At 62.1% G+C, this 18,421-nt stretch carries 18 protein-coding genes; 12 read left to right on the top strand and 6 right to left on the bottom strand.

Annotated features, from left to right (window positions below; all coding sequences use genetic code 11):
- The first annotated feature begins 34 nt into the window (after positions 1-34).
- The 5 genes from JI748_RS15570 to JI748_RS15550 all read left to right on the top strand — a co-directional run bounded on the left by JI748_RS15570 (position 35) and on the right by JI748_RS15550 (position 6,665).
- Positions 35-1,639 (top strand): heparinase II/III family protein, encoded by a 1,605-nt coding sequence (locus JI748_RS15570; protein ID WP_201632730.1) that lies wholly within the window; start codon positions 35-37, stop codon positions 1,637-1,639.
- A 65-nt stretch (positions 1,640-1,704) separates the two neighbouring features.
- Positions 1,705-3,288 carry a bifunctional phosphoribosylaminoimidazolecarboxamide formyltransferase/IMP cyclohydrolase gene (purH, locus tag JI748_RS15565; protein ID WP_201632727.1) on the top strand — a complete coding sequence of 528 codons (1,584 nt, stop codon included), beginning with the start codon at positions 1,705-1,707 and terminating at the stop codon, positions 3,286-3,288.
- A gap of 94 nt (positions 3,289-3,382) precedes the next feature.
- A complete protein-coding gene (locus JI748_RS15560; RefSeq protein WP_201632724.1) occupies positions 3,383-4,738 on the top strand; it encodes a lipopolysaccharide biosynthesis protein in 1,356 nt (451 codons plus the stop codon).
- Positions 4,739-4,830: 92 nt separating this feature from the next.
- The gene (gene leuC / locus JI748_RS15555) at positions 4,831-6,237 is read left to right on the top strand and encodes a 3-isopropylmalate dehydratase large subunit (RefSeq protein ID WP_164532946.1); all 1,407 of its coding nucleotides are present in this window, start codon (positions 4,831-4,833) and stop codon (positions 6,235-6,237) included.
- Positions 6,228-6,665, top strand: coding sequence for a metallopeptidase family protein (locus JI748_RS15550; protein ID WP_233280553.1), 438 nt, complete (start codon positions 6,228-6,230; stop codon positions 6,663-6,665). Before leuC ends, JI748_RS15550 begins: the two co-directional genes overlap by 10 nt.
- A 21-nt stretch (positions 6,666-6,686) precedes the next feature.
- Here the strand turns inward: JI748_RS15550 and JI748_RS15545 are convergent, their stop codons facing one another.
- Complete coding sequence (locus JI748_RS15545) at positions 6,687-7,067, bottom strand: hypothetical protein (RefSeq protein WP_201632721.1); 381 nt, start codon at positions 7,065-7,067, stop codon at positions 6,687-6,689.
- A 74-nt stretch (positions 7,068-7,141) separates the two neighbouring features.
- On the opposite strand from JI748_RS15545, the gene JI748_RS15540 reads away from it, so the two are divergent.
- The 5 genes from JI748_RS15540 to JI748_RS15520 all read left to right on the top strand — a co-directional run bounded on the left by JI748_RS15540 (position 7,142) and on the right by JI748_RS15520 (position 10,787).
- Positions 7,142-7,735 (top strand): DUF4893 domain-containing protein, encoded by a 594-nt coding sequence (locus JI748_RS15540; RefSeq protein ID WP_201632718.1) that lies wholly within the window; start codon positions 7,142-7,144, stop codon positions 7,733-7,735.
- A gap of 54 nt (positions 7,736-7,789) precedes the next feature.
- Positions 7,790-8,326: a ribosome maturation factor RimM gene (rimM, locus tag JI748_RS15535; RefSeq protein ID WP_201632714.1), complete on the top strand. Its 537-nt coding sequence runs from the start codon at positions 7,790-7,792 to the stop codon at positions 8,324-8,326.
- On the top strand, positions 8,323-9,045 hold the full coding sequence (gene trmD, locus JI748_RS15530; RefSeq protein WP_201632711.1) for a tRNA (guanosine(37)-N1)-methyltransferase TrmD: 723 nt from the start codon (positions 8,323-8,325) through the stop codon (positions 9,043-9,045). The genes rimM and trmD overlap by 4 nt, the downstream gene beginning before the upstream one ends.
- A gap of 232 nt (positions 9,046-9,277) precedes the next feature.
- The gene (gene rplS, locus JI748_RS15525) at positions 9,278-9,838 is read left to right on the top strand and encodes a 50S ribosomal protein L19 (protein WP_201632709.1); all 561 of its coding nucleotides are present in this window, start codon (positions 9,278-9,280) and stop codon (positions 9,836-9,838) included.
- Between the two features lie 136 nt (positions 9,839-9,974).
- Positions 9,975-10,787, top strand: coding sequence for an exodeoxyribonuclease III (locus JI748_RS15520; protein WP_201632706.1), 813 nt, complete (start codon positions 9,975-9,977; stop codon positions 10,785-10,787).
- Between the two features lie 140 nt (positions 10,788-10,927).
- Here the strand turns inward: JI748_RS15520 and JI748_RS15515 are convergent, their stop codons facing one another.
- The 3 genes from JI748_RS15515 to JI748_RS15505 form a co-directional block, all read right to left on the bottom strand.
- The gene (locus JI748_RS15515; protein WP_201632704.1) at positions 10,928-11,380 is read right to left on the bottom strand and encodes a Crp/Fnr family transcriptional regulator; all 453 of its coding nucleotides are present in this window, start codon (positions 11,378-11,380) and stop codon (positions 10,928-10,930) included.
- A gap of 101 nt (positions 11,381-11,481) precedes the next feature.
- The gene (locus tag JI748_RS15510; protein WP_201632701.1) at positions 11,482-12,165 is read right to left on the bottom strand and encodes a response regulator transcription factor; all 684 of its coding nucleotides are present in this window, start codon (positions 12,163-12,165) and stop codon (positions 11,482-11,484) included.
- Positions 12,166-12,302: 137 nt separating this feature from the next.
- A complete protein-coding gene (locus tag JI748_RS15505) occupies positions 12,303-12,989 on the bottom strand; it encodes a YggS family pyridoxal phosphate-dependent enzyme (RefSeq protein WP_201632698.1) in 687 nt (228 codons plus the stop codon).
- Between the two features lie 129 nt (positions 12,990-13,118).
- On the opposite strand from JI748_RS15505, the gene leuS reads away from it, so the two are divergent.
- Positions 13,119-15,710 (top strand): leucine--tRNA ligase, encoded by a 2,592-nt coding sequence (leuS, locus tag JI748_RS15500; protein ID WP_201632695.1) that lies wholly within the window; start codon positions 13,119-13,121, stop codon positions 15,708-15,710.
- Positions 15,707-16,729 carry a DNA polymerase III subunit delta gene (holA, locus tag JI748_RS15495; protein ID WP_201632693.1) on the top strand — a complete coding sequence of 341 codons (1,023 nt, stop codon included), beginning with the start codon at positions 15,707-15,709 and terminating at the stop codon, positions 16,727-16,729. The genes leuS and holA overlap by 4 nt, the downstream gene beginning before the upstream one ends.
- Here holA and JI748_RS15490 read toward each other — a convergent pair whose 3' ends face one another.
- Together JI748_RS15490 and JI748_RS15485 are read right to left on the bottom strand one after the other, a co-directional pair.
- Positions 16,730-17,605, bottom strand: a complete 876-nt coding sequence (locus JI748_RS15490; RefSeq protein WP_201632690.1) for a ParB/RepB/Spo0J family partition protein — start codon at positions 17,603-17,605, stop codon at positions 16,730-16,732. It lies immediately after the preceding gene.
- A 9-nt stretch (positions 17,606-17,614) separates the two neighbouring features.
- The gene (locus JI748_RS15485; RefSeq protein ID WP_201632687.1) at positions 17,615-18,415 is read right to left on the bottom strand and encodes a ParA family protein; all 801 of its coding nucleotides are present in this window, start codon (positions 18,413-18,415) and stop codon (positions 17,615-17,617) included.
- Between the last annotated feature and the right edge of the window lie 6 nt (positions 18,416-18,421).

Genomic DNA, 18,421 nt, shown 5'->3' with positions numbered 1-18,421 from the left:
CATCCGGCCGCGCCCCGTTACGGGCGGCGCAGCCATGGTAGGCGGGCGGCTGATCGGCCGCGGCCGCCGGCTGGCCCTTGGCATGGCCGACGGCCTCGTCACCATGCCGCTCCTGCGCTGGACCTGGCGCGGCCAGATCGATCATGCCTTTGCCGGCGACCTGCCCGACTTCCGCCCCTCCGACCAGGACGCCGTGCGCGACATGATGTCGGGGCGCTATCTCCTGGCGTCGAAACTTTTCGAGACGCAGGGCGCTTCGCCATTTTCGCTTGAGGTCGACCACGCCGATTGGTGGAACAATCTTCATAGCTTTTCCTGGCTCCGGCATTTTCGCGACGTGCGCGATCCCGGCGAGAAGTATTTCGCCCGCACGCTGGTGCTCGATTGGATCAGCCGCGAGGGTCAGTTCGAGCATGATAGCTGGACCCTGAGCCTTACCGCCCAGCGGGTGCTCAACTGGCTGCGCCACCTGACGCTGGTGCTCGACGGCGCCACGCTCGAGCAGGCCAAGACCATCCAGCGCAGCCTCGGCACGCAGGTGCAAAGTCTGCGTGTGCGCGCCAATTTCTCCTCCGATCCGGTGGAGACCCTGTTTGCCGCCATCGGCCTTGTCGGCGCCGAGCTCTGCAATGCTGCCGACGTGCCCGATGTGGAGCCGGCAGTAGGGCGGCTCGATGCGGTTCTGGCGAGCCAGCTCGATGCCGATGGCCTCCATTTGACGCGCAATCCGAAACTGCAGCTGCAGCTGCTGACGGAGCTGGCGAGCCTGCGCCGCGCCATGGGCCGGCGCGGCAGCCCGGTCATGGCCGAGCTCGGCCACCGCATCGATCGCATGCATGAAGCGCTCGATGCCCTGACGCTTTCAAGCGGCGAGCCGGTTTATTTCAACGGCTGCGGGCAGTTGCCGCACGATATCCTGGTCGCCGTCCAGGCCAATGGTCCGGCCGATAAGCGTCGCTCCAAGCTGATCGGCGGCTATGGCGTCGTGCGTTTTGGCGAGAGCGTCGTCATTGCCGATAGTGGTCTCCGGCAGCCGAAGGGGTTCGATGGCGACGCGCATGCCGGGGCACTAGGTTTTGAGTTCAGCCATAGCTCGGCGCTGATCGTCGGCTCCTGCGGCCCCGCGCCCGCCGACATGCCGGAAAGCAAGCCCTTGTTCCGGCAGGCGCTTGCCCACTCCTCGGCCACAATCGATGCCGAAGACGCGGTGCCGCCCGCGGGCAAGTCCGGGGCAATGACGCTCGAAAGCGCCGAGCACACGCTGTCCATGGCCACTTTCGGCTATGCGAAACGCTTTGGCGTTGAGATCGAACGGCGGCTGACGCTTCTGGCGGAAGGTACGACCCTTGTGGGCCAGGACCGGATCGTTGTCACCGGCAAGCCGCAAGGGGTTCTGGCGGTTCGGTTTCACCTGGCGCCGGGGATCAAGGTGCGGCCGACCCTGGGCGAAAATATCGCCCGGCTGGTGCTGCCAAACGGCTCGATCTGGAGCTTTCTCTGGGAAGGCGCGCGCTTTCACGACGAGGACAGCGTCCGCCAGTCCGCCTATCTCGGCTTTCACCGTACGCGGCAACTGGTGCTCGAAGCCGACGTTGTTGAAGGCGGCGAAATCGCGTGGATTTTTACCAAGGACCAGTAAGCGATTGGCGTTTGGAGGCCCTTGTGTTAGCGGAGCGCTAACACTTCCAAGCGCGAGACGTAGTTATGGGCAAGACGGTTCAGGTCGGGCGGGCACTGCTTTCGGTTTTCGATAAATCTGGCATGGCCGACTTCGCCCGCGGGCTGTCCGAAGCCGGCATTGAACTGGTGTCCACCGGCGGCACCCATCGCCTGATCTCGGAAACAGGGCTCCCGGTTCGCGAAATCTCGGATCTCACCGGTTTTCCCGAAATGATGGATGGCCGCGTCAAGACGCTCCACCCCAAAGTGCATGGCGGCCTCCTTTCGGTGCGCGACAATGCCGAGCACCAGGCGGCAATGGACACCCATGACATCGGCCCGATCGATCTTGTCGCCGTCAACCTCTACCCGTTCGAAAAGACCGTCGCCTCCGGCGCTAGCTATGACGAGATCATCGAAAACATCGATATCGGCGGCCCGGCCATGGTGCGCTCGGCGGCCAAGAACCACGCCTATGTGACGGTGGTCGTCGATCCGGCGGATTATCCGGCAATTCTCGACGCCATTCGCAATGGCGGTATTCCCTTTGAACTGCGGCAGCGGCTGGCGGCCAAGGCCTACGCCCGCACCGCCGCCTATGACAGCGCTATTTCGGCCTGGTTTGCGCGCGAGATCGACTTTCAGGACGTGACCTATCGCAGCTTTGCCGGTACCTTGAGCGAAGTCATGCGCTATGGCGAAAACCCGCATCAGTGGGCCGCCTTCTACAAGACCGGCGAAAATCGCCCGGGTGTCGCAACCGCGACCCAGGTGCAGGGCAAGACGCTGAGTTATAACAATATCAACGATACTGATGCAGCGTTCGAACTGGTGAGCGAGTTCGATCCGACCGAAACCGCGGCCGTCGCCATCATCAAGCATGCCAATCCCTGCGGTGTTGCTGTCGCTGCCGATCTCAAGACTGCCTATCTTAATGCCCTGCGCACAGATCCGGTCTCGGCCTTCGGCGGCATCGTCGCCACCAATCGAGAGATTGATGCCGAAACGGCAACCGAGATCGTCAAGGTCTTCACCGAAGTGATCGTCGCCCCATCGGCGACGCAGGAAGCCCAGGACATCATCGCGGCCAAGAAGAACCTGCGTCTGCTTTTGACCGGCGGCGTCGCCGACGCCAAAGCCGAGGGGCTGATGGTCAAGTCCGTTGCCGGCGGTCTTCTGGTCCAGGGTCGCGACAATCGCAATGTCGACGATTGCGACCTCAAGGTCGTAACCAAGCGCGAGCCGACGGATCAGGAACTGATCGACCTCAAGCTCGCCGCCAAGGTCGCCAAGCATGTCAAATCCAACGCCATCATCTATGTAAAGGATGGTGCCACCGCCGGCATCGGCGCCGGGCAGATGTCGCGCGTCGACTCCGCCCGCGTCGCCCATCGCAAGTCCATCGATGCGGCGCAGGCTGCCGGTCTCGAAGGCGCGCTGACGCAAGGATCGGTCGTCGCCTCCGACGCCTTCTTCCCCTTTGCCGATGGCCTCGAGGCGCTGGTTGCCGCTGGCGCAACGGCCGTGATCCAGCCGGGCGGCTCGATGCGGGATGACGAAGTGATCGCCGCGGCCGATGCGGCCGGCATTGCCATGGTGATGACCGGGATGCGTCATTTCCGGCACTGAAACACGTAGGAAGCCGGAGGCCGAGGTAAGACCTTTTTGACGCGCACATGCGATGGTGGGGCGCCAAAACTGTTTGCTGGCGCCTGGAGCCTTTATGCGTCTTGCCGTTCCGTCCGATCTGAGCGCCCTGCTCTCCACCGGCTTTCTGCGCTCGGTGGGGTCGCTCGGCATCAAGGTCGCCACTGCGGGCCTGACCTATCTGACCTATGTGGTGCTGTCGCGCACCATGACCGAAAGCGAATACGGCCATTTTGCCTTCGGCCTGTCGCTGGCGACGGTATTGGCGATCCTCGCCGGCGTCGGGCAATCCACCGCGGTGCTGCGGCTCTGGCCGCAATTACGCACTGGCGGTGACGAAGACAGTGCTGGTGCGGTCGTCGCGGCTGGCTCCGCCATCACCATCGGCGCGAGCCTCGTTTTGGCGGCGCTGCTGAGCCTGTTTGCAGTCATCTACATGCCGTTTTTGGCCGAAGGCGACACCGCCAACCATTTTTTCGGCGCCGCCTTCCTGATCCTGCCACTGGCTTTGGCAGAGTATAATGGCTCGGTTCTTCGGGCGCAGAATTCCCTCTGGACCGCGCTGCTGCCGCGCGACATCGGCTGGCGCCTGGCGCTGCCCGCCTCGGTGATCGGTCTTTTTTCGCTTGGCATCGTGCTCAGCGGCCCAGACGCACTGACGCTTTCGGCCGCGTTGTTGATGGGAACGCTGGCACTGCAAATGTACGTGGCGCAGCGCCGCCGCTACGCCATCATGCCCCGCCGCCGGCCCGTGCCTGCGCACTGGCAGAAATGGGGCTCGCTCAGCACCTGGCTCCTGCTAGGCGCGCTGATCGAAACCTTTACGCTCAATGCCGATGTGATCCTGGTCGGCCTGATGCTCGATCTGGAATCATCCGGCCTCTACTTCAACGCCTTCCGCACCGCCGGGCTGATGACGCTTTTCACCTTCGCCATCGAGCTGGTCATCGCCCCCATGGTCGCCGAACATTTCCATGCTGGCGACATGCGCAAGGCGCAGGCGATCACCGCGCTTTGCGCCTGGGCCGGGTTCCTGTTCTCGCTGGTGATCTTTTCGCTGTTCCTGGTATCCGGCGATTTCATCCTGTCGCTATTCGGGCCATCCTATTCGCAAGGCGTCCTGGTCCTGCTGCTGCTGGCCTTCGGGCTGCTGTTCGACGCCATTACCGGCCCGTCCAAGATCGTCATGATGATGACCGGGCATGAACGCGCTTATGTCGCCCTGTTCGGCGGCATCATGGGCGTCGGGTTCCTGGTTCAGATCATCGTAATCCCGATATGGGGCGTCGTCGGAGCGGCTGCGGTCAATATGGGCTCGCGTATTCTCGCGCAGATGGCCATCGCCGTTTATTGCCGCCTGCGCATCGGTTTGGACACGAGCCTTCTCGGTATCTTCGCCATCCAAAGCGCCAAGGATGCACCGGCAACCTGAACCGTACCCACGAGTACGGTTCTGCTTGACCTTCAGCCTTGGCTCCTATTAGAACCAGACCAAACTCCATTCCTGCCCCGGAACACGCGACAATGACCAAGGCCCGCACGCTTTACGACAAGATCTGGGACGACCATCTGGTCCAGAACAATCCCGACGGCACGAGCCTTCTTTATATCGACCGGCACCTGGTGCACGAAGTGACGAGCCCGCAGGCGTTCGAAGGCCTGCGCATGAATGGCCGCAAGGTCCGCCACCCAGAGCGCACCTTGGCCGTGGTCGACCACAACGTACCCACCACCGATCGCTCGCTGCCCAATCCGGATCCGGAAAGCGCGACCCAGATCGCGGCCCTGGCCGAGAATACTGCCGAATTCGGCATCGAATATTACGATGCCTTCGATCGCCGTCAGGGCATCGTCCACATTGTCGGCCCGGAGCAGGGTTTCACCCTTCCCGGCATGACCATCGTTTGCGGCGATAGCCATACGTCCACCCACGGCGCTTTCGGCGCTTTGGCGCACGGCATCGGCACCTCGGAAGTCGAGCATGTGCTGGCGACGCAGACGCTGATCCAGCAGAAGGCCAAGAACATGCTGGTGCGTGTCGATGGCCAGCTGCCGCCCGGCGTCACCGCCAAGGACATCATCCTTGCGATCATCGGCGAGATCGGCACGGCAGGCGGCAATGGCCATGTCATTGAATTTGCCGGCGAAGCCATCCGGTCGCTGTCGATGGAAGGCCGTATGACGGTCTGCAACATGACCATCGAAGGAGGCGCCCGCGCCGGCCTCATCGCGCCCGACGAAACCACCTTCGCCTATGTAAAGGATCGCCCCCGCGCCCCGACCGGCCAGGCCTGGGACATGGCGCTCGACTATTGGAAGACGCTCTATACCGACGAGGGTGCGCATTACGACAAGGTCGTGATCCTCGACGCCGCCAAGCTGCCGCCGATCGTTTCCTGGGGCTCCTCGCCAGAGGACGTGATCTCGATCACCGGCGCCGTGCCAAACCCGGACGATATCGCCGACGAAACCAAGCGGGCGTCGAAGTGGCGCGCGCTCGACTATATGGGTCTCAAGCCCGGCACGCCGATCACCGACATCAAGCTCGACCGCGTCTTTGTCGGCTCCTGCACCAATGGCCGCATCGAAGACCTGCGCGCTGCCGCCGCCGTGATCGGTGGCCGCAAGGTGGCGCCGCATGTGTCCGCCATGGTCGTGCCCGGGTCGGGTCTGGTCAAGGAGCAGGCGGAAGCCGAAGGGCTGGACGTGTTGTTCAAGGAAGCCGGTTTCGAGTGGCGCGAACCGGGCTGCTCGATGTGCCTTGCCATGAACCCGGACAAGCTCAAGCCCGAAGAGCGTTGCGCATCGACCTCCAACCGCAATTTCGAAGGCCGCCAGGGTTTCAAGGGCCGCACCCATCTCGTTTCGCCCGCCATGGCGACAGCTGCCGCCATCGCCGGCCACTTCGTCGATATCCGCGAGTGGCACTAAGCCGAACGGACTGGTCGGGGCTTTTTGCGCCGACCATTGACGACTTTGAGGCCATGGCCAGCAAGGCCTTGGCCGAACTGCCCGAGCCGTTCAAGTCGCTGTCGGCGGATGTTACCTGCTCGGTCGCTGACTATGCCGAAGACGATGTGCTCGAAGGCTTTGGCATGGAGAGCCCCTTCGAGCTGATGGGCCTTTTTGTCGGCATTGGGCTCACCGAAGATGGCGCCGTGCCGCAGACCGGGCAATTGCCGAACACGGTCTTCCTCTACCGCCGCGCCATCCTCGACTACTGGGCCGAAAACGACGACAACACGCTCGGTGAAGTCATCACCCACGTGCTGATCCACGAACTTGGCCATCATTTCGGCTTTTCCGATGACGACATGGAAGCCATCGAAGCGGCAGCTGAGGCGGAAGAGCGGGACTAGTTCGCCCGCTCCGCTACAAGCCTAGAAACCGCGATTGGACGGGTCCGGACCTTCGGTCACGATAGACGCAGGTTTCTTGGCGGCATCGGTGGTTTCGCCCTCGCCGCTGCGCGATACGAACTGAAACTCCGCTTCATTGCCACCGGCCGGATCATCCGACACCTGGATGGCAAGATCGGCCTCTTCCAGCGCCGCGAACCAGTCGTCCCAGCTGGCAAGCTCCCAGCCGGTCAAGCGATCGGGGCCTTCGTCACCCGTGCCGTTGAGCGCATGCTGGCCGAAGCTGAGCTGCAGGAGAGTGCGCGTGCCCGTGCCATCTGGCGTATCCATCAGCATCGGGTGGCCACCGCGCGCCTCGGTCCACTGGCGGATCTCGGCATGGTCGGTCAAAATCTTGGACATGAAAACACTCCTTGGCTTTGCTTGGAAAAGCCTTGTTGCGGTGCAAGGTTCCGCTTCGATCCAAGGAGAAGCTCATGCCCTTCTATGCCTCTCGCCTCCCGACGCTGGCTGCTGCAGCCTTCCTGTCCCTGCCGGTCCTTGCGCCAGCCGCTTGCACCGTGCCGGACGGCGTCGATCTCAGCACCGCCGATGCCGAGCGCATGGAAAACTATGAAACGTCACGGGTGCGCGGCCTGGCCGAAGCCATGCTGGGGACGATCGAGAAAGAGCGCGCGGCGGTGGCCGCTGTGTTCAGCCCCGACACAGAAGAATTCGGCGCCATTCCTGACGGCACTTACCAATGCCGGACACTCAAGCTCGGCGGGCTGTTGCCGCTGACAGTCTACGGCTATTTCGATTGCGACGTCTCCGGGGACGGCAGCCGTATCGAAAAGGTCTCCGGCTCGCAGCGTTTTACCGGCACGCTGACCCCGAGCGATGGTGGGCTCTTTTATCAGGGCGCCATCCACTACAACAACGATCCGGCGCGCGCCTACGGCGATGATCCCGAATTCGACCAGGTCGGTTGTCTGGTCAAACTGGCTGGTCAAGAGGTCTACCGGCTCGAACTGCCCTACCCGATCCACGAATCCACTTTCGACGTCATCGAACTGCGCCGCTCTCGCTAGGCGACTGCCCAAGGCCCTGCTAAGGGACGCGGGAGATTTTTTCGAGATGGCACGATGGCTGATACTTCCAGTCTGATCCTGTTGGGCACGATCGGCGCTGCACATGGCATCAAGGGCGAGGTGCGCATCACCTCCCACACCCAGGATCCGGAGGCTATCGCATCCTATGGACCGCTCTCGACCGACCGCCCGGGCCTTGCCATCACCATCGAAGTGGCGCGGCTGCAAAAGAACGTCCTGATCGCCCGGCTGGCAGGCATCAGGGATCGCGATGCGGCGGAAAAGCTTAATGGTGTGTCCCTTTTTGTGGAGCGCGCCAAATTGCCCGAGCATGACGACGAAGACGATTTCTACCACGCCGACCTGATCGGCCTCGATGCGCGGCTCGATACCGGCGTCAGCATCGGCCGCGTCATTGCGCTCCACAATCACGGCGCCGGCGACCTCATCGAAATCCAGGACGAGCTCAAGGGCGACACTTTCCTCTTTCCCTTCACCAAGGCCGTGGTGCCGACGATCCGCATCGCCGAAGGCTTTTTGGTGATCTCCCCGCCGCTCGATGTGGACCCGGGCGAGGAAGAGCCGGATTGAGTTTTTCGGCCGATATCATCACGCTCTTTCCCGAGCTTTTCCCCGGGCCTCTGGGCGCTTCGGTGCTCGGCCGCGGCATGAGCGAGGGATTGTGGAGCCTCAGGGCCACGCAGCTGCGCGACTTTGCCACCGACCGGCATCGCACCGTCGACGACACGCCTTCGGGTGGCGGCGCCGGGATGGTGCTGAAACCCGACATTCTTGCCCGTGCCATCGACACGGTGGCACCGCAGCACGATCCCCGCCCGCGCATCCTGATGTCGCCCCGCGGGGTGCCGCTGACCCAGGCGCGGGCGCATGAACTGGCTGTGGGCCCCGGCGCCGTGATCGTCTGCGGGCGTTTCGAGGGTGTGGACCAACGGGTCATCGAAACCCGCGGGCTCGAGGAAATTTCGATCGGCGACTATGTGCTCGCGGGCGGGGAAGTGGCCGCGATGGTGCTGCTGGAGGCCGTCGTGCGCCTCATCCCCGGCGTGCTCGGCGCACTCGATAGCCGCGATGAGGAAAGCTTCGAGAACGGTCTCCTCGAGTATCCCCATTACACGCGGCCGCAGCTGTTCGAGGGGCACGACATTCCGCCGGTGCTGACCTCAGGCGATCACAAGAAGATCGCCAAATGGCGGCACGAGCAGGCACTGGAGCTGACGCAACGGCGGCGGCCGGATCTGCTTGCCAGACCTCATGGTGAGCCTGTCGAACCACGAGGTCGTGCGCGCTGAAACCTCCACTCTCGCGACCCCGTCCTTCGACAGGCTCAGGATGAGGTCTTTGGACCGAGCGCACTAGACTCCGCGGCCAAAATCCCCTATGAGCCGCCCATTCGCGTGCCTGGGGTTTCGGACCGGCCGTGACAAAAACCAAGAACACTACCCTCCGTTACCAACCAAGACCGGGCGACAGGCTCTTTCGGGCCCAAAAAGTCGCTCCTATGAAAAGATCGAACGGATCATCATGTCGAGCATCATCGAACAGCTCAATGCCGAGCAGGTTGCTACGCTTTCCGCAAAGCGTGAACTCCCCGATTTCACCCACGGCGACACCGTCAAGGTGTGGGTCAAGATCCGCGAAGGCGAAAAAGAACGCCTCCAGGCCTATGAAGGCGTCGTGATCGCCCTTAACGGCGGCGGCATCACTGCCAGCTTCACCGTGCGCAAGATTTCCTACGGCGAAGGCGTCGAACGCGTTTTCCCGCTGCACTCCCCGAACATCTCTTCGGTGGAAGTGATCAAGCGCGGTAAGGTTCGTCGCGCCAAGCTCTACTACCTGCGCGATCGTCGCGGTAAGTCGGCACGTATTTTCGAATCGACCAATTCGCGCACCAAGAAGATCGAAGCTGGCGAGCGCACAGCCGCCCAGGCTGCCAAGGAAGCCCGCGAAGCTGAAAAGATCGCAGCTGCCGAGGCCTTTGCCGCCGAACAGGCCGCCAAGGATGCAGAAGCTGCAGCCGCAGCCAAGGCCGCCGAAGACGCCGCTGCTGCAAGCGCTGCCGAAACCGAAGCCAAGAGCGAATAATTTTCGCGATCATGCTCTTGAAAAGCCCGGCCATCGTGCCGGGCTTTTTGTTGGCTTGGATTCACGTGGAACATTTCGGCTTTACCCTGCCGCCCTGCTTGGCGATAAGGGCGCACTCCCAATTCGCAGGACCGCCATGACCCTTTCCGTCGTCACCTGGAACATCAATTCGGTCCGCCTGCGCCTGCCCATGGTGCTCGATTTTATCGGCAAGTATCAGCCCGACGTGCTGATGCTGCAGGAGATCAAGTGCACCAACGATCAGTTTCCGCGCAATGCCTTCACCGAAGCCGGTTATCCGCACCAGGCGGTGCACGGGCAGAAGGGCTATCATGGCGTCGCTATCGTCTCGAAATACCCGCTGACTGATATCTCCAGCCGCGTCTTCTTCGACATTCCGGAATCGCGCCACGTCTCGGCGCTGGTCGATCTGGGCCATGGGCCCTTCAAGCTGCACAATTTCTACATCCCGGCAGGCGGTGATGAGCCGGACCCGGAGATCAATCCCAAGTTCAAGCACAAGCTGGGATTTCTCGATGAGCTCAAGACCTGGTTTGGCGAACCCCTGTTCCAGCGCGGTCATCTGATCGCTGGCGATTTCAACATAGCGCCGCACGAAAACGATGTCTGGAGCCACAAGCAACTGCTCAAGATCGTCAGCCACACGCCGGCTGAAACCGAAAGACTAGACGCTTTGCTGACCGGCGGCCATGGCTGGGTCGATCTTGTGCGCAAGCACGTGCCCTATGACGAAAAGCTCTATTCCTGGTGGAGCTATCGCAGTGCCGACTGGAAAAACGCCAACAAGGGCCGCCGGCTCGACCACATCTGGTCGACCGCAGACGTGGCGGAAAAATCGATCGGCGCCGAGATCATTAAGGATTATCGGGGCTATAGCCCACAGCCCAGCGACCACGTGCCGGTGATCGCGCGCTTCGCGCTGCCGTAAAGGCCCCCTCATCCGCCCTTCGGGCACCTTCTCCCGCGAGGGGAGAAGGCGGCATTGCGTTTAGACAACCGCCGGTTCACCCCTCTCCCCTTGCGGGAGAGGGTGGATCGGCCGAAGGCCGAGACGGGTGAGGGGTATCCTTAAACTCCCTTCATGCGCTGCCGCAGCGGCTCAAGCGCGTGCATATAGCGGCCCAGATCCTGCTGAATGCGATCGGCAGCGCGTTGCGCCAAGTCCGGATCCTGGCGCGCCAATTTCAAAAATGCCGAGCGCGGCACGAACAGCAGTTCGCAATCGGTCAGCGCCGAAAAGGTTACCGGCCGCGGCTTGCTGATGATCATGGCCGTCGGCGAGATGACGCTGCCCGGTTCGCTCAGCGTATAGGGCGCACTTGCTTCGTCACCCTCGTGACGCGCTTCGACAGTGCCATGAACAAGCACATAGGCGCCCATCGGCGTGTCGCCGGCCTTGTAGATGACTTCGCCTGCAGCAAAGCGCTGGCGATCTCCGGCAAAGCCCAGCATGCGCCGTTCTTCGTCATCGCAGATATCGAAGAAGTCGGCCCGGGCCAGCACCCCGGCCGCGTCGTCCATTCTCATGTCGCAAGACCCATGCGGCTAGGCCGCCTGCAGGGCAAGCGGCCTTTCGCAAAAGCTATAAGTCAGTTCGCGCCGGGAATGAACCCTTTTCCCGGTCACGGCACCAAGCGATAGCCACCGTCTTCGGTCACCAGCAGGCGCGCATTGGAGGGATCGCGCTCGATCTTCTGCCGCAGGCGGTAGATGTGGGTTTCGAGCGTATGGGTGGTCACCCGATTGTTGTAGCCCCAGACTTCCTTGAGCAGCACATCCCGCGTGATGGTCTTGGGACCCTGGCGATAGAGATACTTGAGGATCGAGGTTTCCTTGTCGGTCAATCGAACCTTGATGCCGTCATTGGTCTCCAGCACCTTGGCAGCCGGCTGGAAGTTGTATTGGCCGATGGTGAAAACCGCATCCTCGCTCTGGTCGCGCTGACGGAGGGCCGAATTGATGCGGGCCAGAAGCACCGGATAGCGGAAGGGCTTGGTCAAGTAGTCGTTGGCACCCGACTCCAGACCTTTGATCTGGTCGTCGTCGCTGTCGTGGCCGGTCAGCATCAGCACCGGGCTCATATAGCCTTCCTGGCGCATGAGTTTAACGGCATCGCGGCCATCCATGTCGGGAAGGCCGACATCGAGTATGGTCAGCTCGATATTGTTTTCGCGCACGGCCTTGAGCGCGTCATTGGCATTGCCTGCCTGGAGGATGTCGAAGTCGGGTTCGCCTTCAAGCTGCTCGACCAGCGTTTGGCGCAACTCCGTGTCGTCGTCCACGACTAGAATGCGTCGCTTGTTCATTGTTTTCTCCGGTCTTTTGCCATTCGGCAGACCAAGGGCCACATGGTGGGGCCGCGCTATTCTGGCCAGCCTGTCACGTCGAAGTCATTCAATTGCCAGCAACGTAACCCGGAGAAGAAAAGTTGCAGGACGCGGCCTTAGGTCAGTGTCGGTCGCTGGCCAAAAAGTGCTGATCCGACGCGCACATGCGTGGCGCCCATGGCGATCGCCGTCTCGAAATCGCCGCTCATTCCCATCGAGAGATTCGCAGCGCCGGCCTCTTTGGCGAGACTGTTGAGAAGAGCAAAATAAGGGCCCGCCGGCTGACCGTCCGGTGGGATGCACATGAGGCCGACGATGTTAAGACCATGCACGTCGCGGCAGCGCTGGGTGAACGCGACGGCATCTTCTACGGCAATACCGGCCTTTTGCGGCTCGGCGCCGATATTGACCTGCACGTAGCATTGCAGCTGCCGGCCGGCGCGGGTCATCTCCTGCGCCAGCGTGGCCGCCAGCTTCTCGCGATCGACGGTCTGGATGACATCGAACAAGGCTACTGCTTCGCGCGCCTTGTTGGTCTGCAGCGGCCCGATCAGATGAAGGCGCGTGTCCGGAAAGCGCTCGCGCAAGCCCGGCCACTTGTCCTTGGCTTCCTGAACCCGATTTTCGCCAAAAACCCGCTGACCGGATTCGAGGAATGGAGCGATCTCATCTGCCGAGAAGGTCTTGGACACGGCCACGAGGTTAACCGTTTCGGGCGGCGGACCAAACCGGCGATGCGCCGCCCTAATGCGCTGCCGGATCTCGGCAAGTCTTGATGCGGCATCGGTAGCGCCAGCGGACATGGAAAGCCCCGTTGCTGTTGACCTAAGACAGGATTTCTGGTGATGGTCCGGTAAACAAATACACCCCCCAACGCAAGCTGCGCCGCCTTCTGCCGTGCGCGCCTGCCACGAATTCCAAGGACATGTGCAGTGAGCGGCGAACGCTACAATCCGCGCGAAAGCGAACCGAAATGGCAGAAGATCTGGGATGAACGCCAGAGCTTCGTCACCGCCAATGACGATCCGCGCGAGCCCTATTACGTCCTCGAAATGTTCCCCTACCCGTCCGGCCGCATCCATATGGGCCATGTGCGCAACTATGCCATGGGCGACGTCGTGGCGCGCTACCATCGCGCTAAGGGCAAGAACGTGCTGCACCCCATGGGCTGGGACGCTTTCGGCCTGCCAGCCGAGAATGCCGCCATCGAGCGCAAGACCCATCCGGGCACCTGGACCTATTCCAACATCGAGGCGATGAAAAAGCAGCTCAAGTCGATGGGTCTTTCCATCGACTGGACGCGCGAAATCGCCACCTGCTCGCCGGACTATTATCGGCATCAGCAGGCCATGTTCATCGACATGCTCGAAGCCGGTCTCGTCACCCGCAAGTCGTCCAAGGTCAATTGGGACCCGGTCGACATGACCGTGCTGGCCAATGAGCAGGTGATCGACGGCAAGGGCTGGCGCTCCGGCGCGCCGGTCGAGCAGCGCGAACTGACGCAGTGGTTCTTCAAGATTTCCAATTTTGCCGAGGATTTGTTGGAGGCGCTGGATGGCCTGACCGAGTGGCCAGAGAAGGTGCGCACCATGCAGCGCAACTGGATTGGCCGATCCGAGGGCCTGCGCCTGCTGTTCGAACTGGTGCCGAGCGAAAATACTGAGACCGCCAGCATCGAGGTTTTTACCACCCGCCCGGACACTATTTTCGGCGCCAGCTTCGTCGGTCTCTCGCCCGACCACCCATTGACCACCGAGCTGGCGGAAGCCAACTCGGCTCTGGCGGCTTTTGTTGCCGAGTGCCACAGCCATGGCACCGCGACCGAAACGCTGGAAAAGGCGGAAAAGCAGGGCTTTAACACTGGTCTTCGCGTGAAGCACCCGGTCATTGAAGGCGAGACGCTGCCCGTCTATGTCGCCAACTTCATCCTCATGGATTATGGCACCGGCGCTATCTTTGGCTGCCCGGCGCATGACCAGCGCGATCTCGACCTTGCGCGCAAATATGGCCTCTCGGTAAAGCCGGTCGTGCTGCCCGCCGGGGAGGATCCGGCAAGCTTCGTGGTTGGAACCGAGGCCTATACGGACGCCGGCACGATCTTCAATTCCGGTTTCCTCGACGGGCTCAGCATCGACGAGGCCAAGCGCCAGATCGCCGATTATTTCGCTGTCCGGGCTGTCGATAACCGGTCGCAGGGCAAGGTTGAGGTCAACTATCGCCTGCGCGACTGGGGCATTTCCCGCCAGCGCTATTGGGGCTGCCCGATCCCCGTGATCCATTGCGAAGTCTGCGGCACCATCCCCGTGCCCAAAAAAGACCTGCCGGTCGTGCTGCCGGAGGATGTAAGCTTCGACAAGCCCGGCAACGCACTCGACCATCACCCGACCTGGAAGCATGTCAATTGCCCGCAATGCGGCGCACCGGCGCGGCGTGAAACCGACACCATGGACACCTTTGTCGATAGTTCCTGGTATTTCGCCCGCTTCACCGCACCGCAGGCGGAAACGCCGACCATTCCGGGTGTCGCCAATCGCTGGCTGCCGGTCGACCAATATATCGGTGGCGTCGAGCACGCGATCCTTCACCTGCTCTATTCGCGCTTCTTCACCCGCGCCATGAAGGCCACAGGCCACGTCGGCATGGATGAGCCCTTCAAGGGCCTCTTCACGCAAGGCATGGTGACGCACGAAACCTATAAGGGCGAAGACGGCGCCTGGGTGCCGCCCACCGACGTCGTGCTGGAAAGTACCGGCGACGCACGCACTGCCCGTCATATCTCGACCGGCGCACCGATCCAAATCGGCTCGGTCGAAAAGATGAGCAAGTCCAAGAAGAACGTCGTCGATCCCGATGAGATCGTCGGCAGCTACGGCGCCGATACAGCGCGCTGGTTCATGCTCTCGGACTCTCCGCCGGAGCGTGACGTGCAATGGACCGAGGCCGGCGTCGAAGGCGCCAGCCGATTCCAGCAGCGCGTCTGGCGTCTCGTGCATGATGTGGTGGCCTTGGGTGAGGGCAGCGGTGACTCCGCGGATGCCTTGGCGGTCCGCCGGGCGACGCACCGCGCCGCGGATGGCGTCGCGCGCGACATCGAAGGCCTGCGCTTTAATCGTGCCGTGGCGCAGATCTACGAACTCACCAATGCCCTGGCCAAGGCTCGAGATGCCGGCGCAGCCGACATCAGCAGTGCAATGCGCGAAGGTGTCCGCACCCTGATCCAGCTCATCAGTCCGATGATGCCGCATCTGGCGGAAACCTGCTGGCAGGTGCTGGGTGAAACCGGCCTGGTCGCGGACGCGCCATGGCCCGAAGTCGATCCGGCGCTCCTGGTCGACGATGAGGTCACCATGCCCATCCAGATCAACGGCAAACGCCGCGCCGAGATCGCCGTCGCTAAGGGCATGGTCCCGGCCGAGGTCGAAGGCCGCGTCATGGCTCTTGACGCCGTGCAGAAGGCGCTGGAAGGCCGGACGCCCAAGAAGATCGTGGTCGTGCCCGACCGGATCGTCAACATCGTCGTATGACGGCGCTGAAGGCCCATGAAGTGGCGCGCTTTCTGGTGCGCCCCGACCTCAGCGAGGGCATTTTCCTCGCTTATGGGCCGGACGGCGGGCTGGTACGAGAAACGGCGCAACGGCTCATCCGCCATTTGAGCGGCGACGATCCGGGCTCCGCCAATGTCACGATCTTTGATGGGCCGGAGCTCAATGCCGATCCCTCGCAGCTCCTGCTTGAGGCGCGTTCGGTGTCGCTGTTTGGCGGCAAGCGCATCATCCGCGTGCGCAACGCCACCAAAGCGCTGGTTATGCCGCTGACCGAGTTGCGCGACGATCCGGGTGGCACGGCGATCGTGCTCGAAGCCGACAACTTGCCGCCCCGCGACGCTCTGCGCGCGCTGGTGGAGGCGGCAAAGCTCGGCCGCGCCCTGCCCTGCTATCCCGACACCGACGAAACGCTGATGGCGCTGATGCGCGAAACGTTCAATCACGCTGGTATTCGCACCGACCAGGATGTCGTGCCGACCCTACGCGAGATCCTGGGCAATGATCGCGAGGTGACGCGGCGCGAGTTGGAGAAGCTGACGCTCTATGCTGCGGCATCCAAGAGCCTGACGCGCGAAGACGTGCTGCTCCTATGCGCTGACAACGGAGCACTGGCGATCGACGCCATTTTGGATGCGACAGGTGGCGGGCACACCGAAAAGCTGGAACTGGCGCTGAACCGGGCACTGGCCGCCAACGTCAACCCGCAGCAATTGCTATCCATGCTCACCACGCATTTCGCCAACCTGCGCCGCTGGCGCACGGACGTGGACGGGGGTAAGACGCCGCGCTCGGTGCTCGAAGCGGTAAAGCCCAAGCCGCATTTTTCGCGGATCGGCGCGATGGAACAGCAGTTGCGTCTCTGGAACGAAACGGCACTTGGAACAGCATCCGAGCGCTTATTGCAAGCTGTGTCCGACACGCGGCGCCGACCGGCCTTCGCCGACGCTATCCTGCGCAGAACGACCCTGTCCCTCTGCATGATGGCCGCAACATTCTAGCTAATTGGGCCGGCCGGTCAGACGTTCGCAGATCGTGTCCAGCTGCTCGAGCGTCTTGTAGCGAATTTCGACCCGCCCGCCCCGCTCAGTGTGGTTGAGGGCGACGGTCAGGCCCAGCGCATCTGCAAGCTTGCGCTCGAGCGCCAGCGTATCGGCACTGCGCGGTGCAGGTTCACTTTCCGGCTTGCGTTTGGGAGCAACTTCACGCTGCTGGCTGAGGGCCTCGGCTTCACGGACAGAAAGACCACGATCGACGATCTGACGAGCAAGCGCCGCGGGATCGTCTGCCGTGATCAATGTGCGCGCATGACCAGCGGTAAGCGTGCCACCTGCGACCATGCCACGAACATCTTCGGGCAGTTTCAAAAGCCGCAAAGTGTTTGCCACATGCGAGCGGCTCTTGCCGATCACTTGCGCCAAATCCTGCTGCGTATACTCGAACTGCTCCATCAGCTGACCATAGCCCATGGCTTCTTCAAGCGGGTTAAGGTCGGCGCGTTGAACGTTCTCGATAATCGCGAGCTCAAGAGCTTCCTTGTCGTCGACCTCACGGATGATCACCGGAACATCATGGAGGCCAGCCTTCTGCGCCGCACGCCAGCGACGTTCGCCTGCGATGAGCTCGAAGACATGCGGATCGTCGGTTGGTCGTACGAGAAGCGGCGACATCACGCCCTTTTCGCGGATCGAATTGGTTAGTTCTTCGAGCTGATCCGGATCGAAGGTGCGACGGGGATTAGAGCGGTTGGCGATGATGAAATCGACCGGCAGGCGCTTGCCACTTGAGGATTCGGTAACCCGAGCCCCTTCCATAGCTGCCATGTCGCCAATGAGTGCAGCAAGGCCGCGGCCGAGACGTGTTGGTTTATCGTTCATGTCCGGCTCCTAGGCTGCATTGAGCCGCCGTTCGCGGCGGATAACTTCGGTCGCCAGGCGCAAATAGGCCTGGCTGCCGGCACATTTGAGATCATAGAGAAGCGCGGGCTTGCCGTAGGATGGCGCCTCGCTCAAGCGCACATTTCGCGGGATGACCGTGTCATAGACGAGGTCGCCCATTTCGCTGCGCACGTCAGCCAGCACCTGCTCGGAGAGGTTGTTGCGCTTGTCGAACATAGTCATCACTACGCCCTGAATAGAAAGGCGCGGGTTAAGCGTCGAGCGGATCTGCTCAATGGTTTGCAGCAGCTGGCTCAGCCCCTCAAGCGCAAAGAACTCGCATTGGAGCGGCACCAGGACGGCGTCCGCAGCAACAAGCGAATTAATGGTGAGAAGGTTCAAGGATGGCGGGCAATCGATCAGGATGTAGCTGATCGGCCGTTCGTTGATCAGCAGTTCATCGATCTGCTTAAAGGCATTGCGCAACTTGAAAGCTCGATCGGCCTGCCCGGCAATGGTCAGCTCCACACCCAAAAGGTCCATGGTCGAAGGAACGATCGCCACGTTGGGCACACTGGTCATTATTGCCGCTTCAACGACAGTCGCTTCGCCTACGAGAACGTCATAGGCGGAAACATCGCGGTCGGTGCGGGAAATGCCGAGACCGGTGGAGGCATTGCCCTGCGGGTCGAGGTCGACAATGAGTACCCGTTCGCCGATCGCAGCCAAGGCGGTTGCGAGGTTGATGGCGGTCGTGGTTTTACCGACGCCACCTTTTTGATTGGCCAGAGTAAGGATTCGGGGTGCCAAAAAAGC

Origin of the sequence: Devosia rhizoryzae (assembly GCF_016698665.1) — a bacterium.
Classification (GTDB): Bacteria; Pseudomonadota; Alphaproteobacteria; order Rhizobiales; family Devosiaceae; genus Devosia; species Devosia rhizoryzae.
Note: the sequence above shows the minus strand (reverse complement) of the source record. Positions and strands in the feature narration are given on the sequence as shown.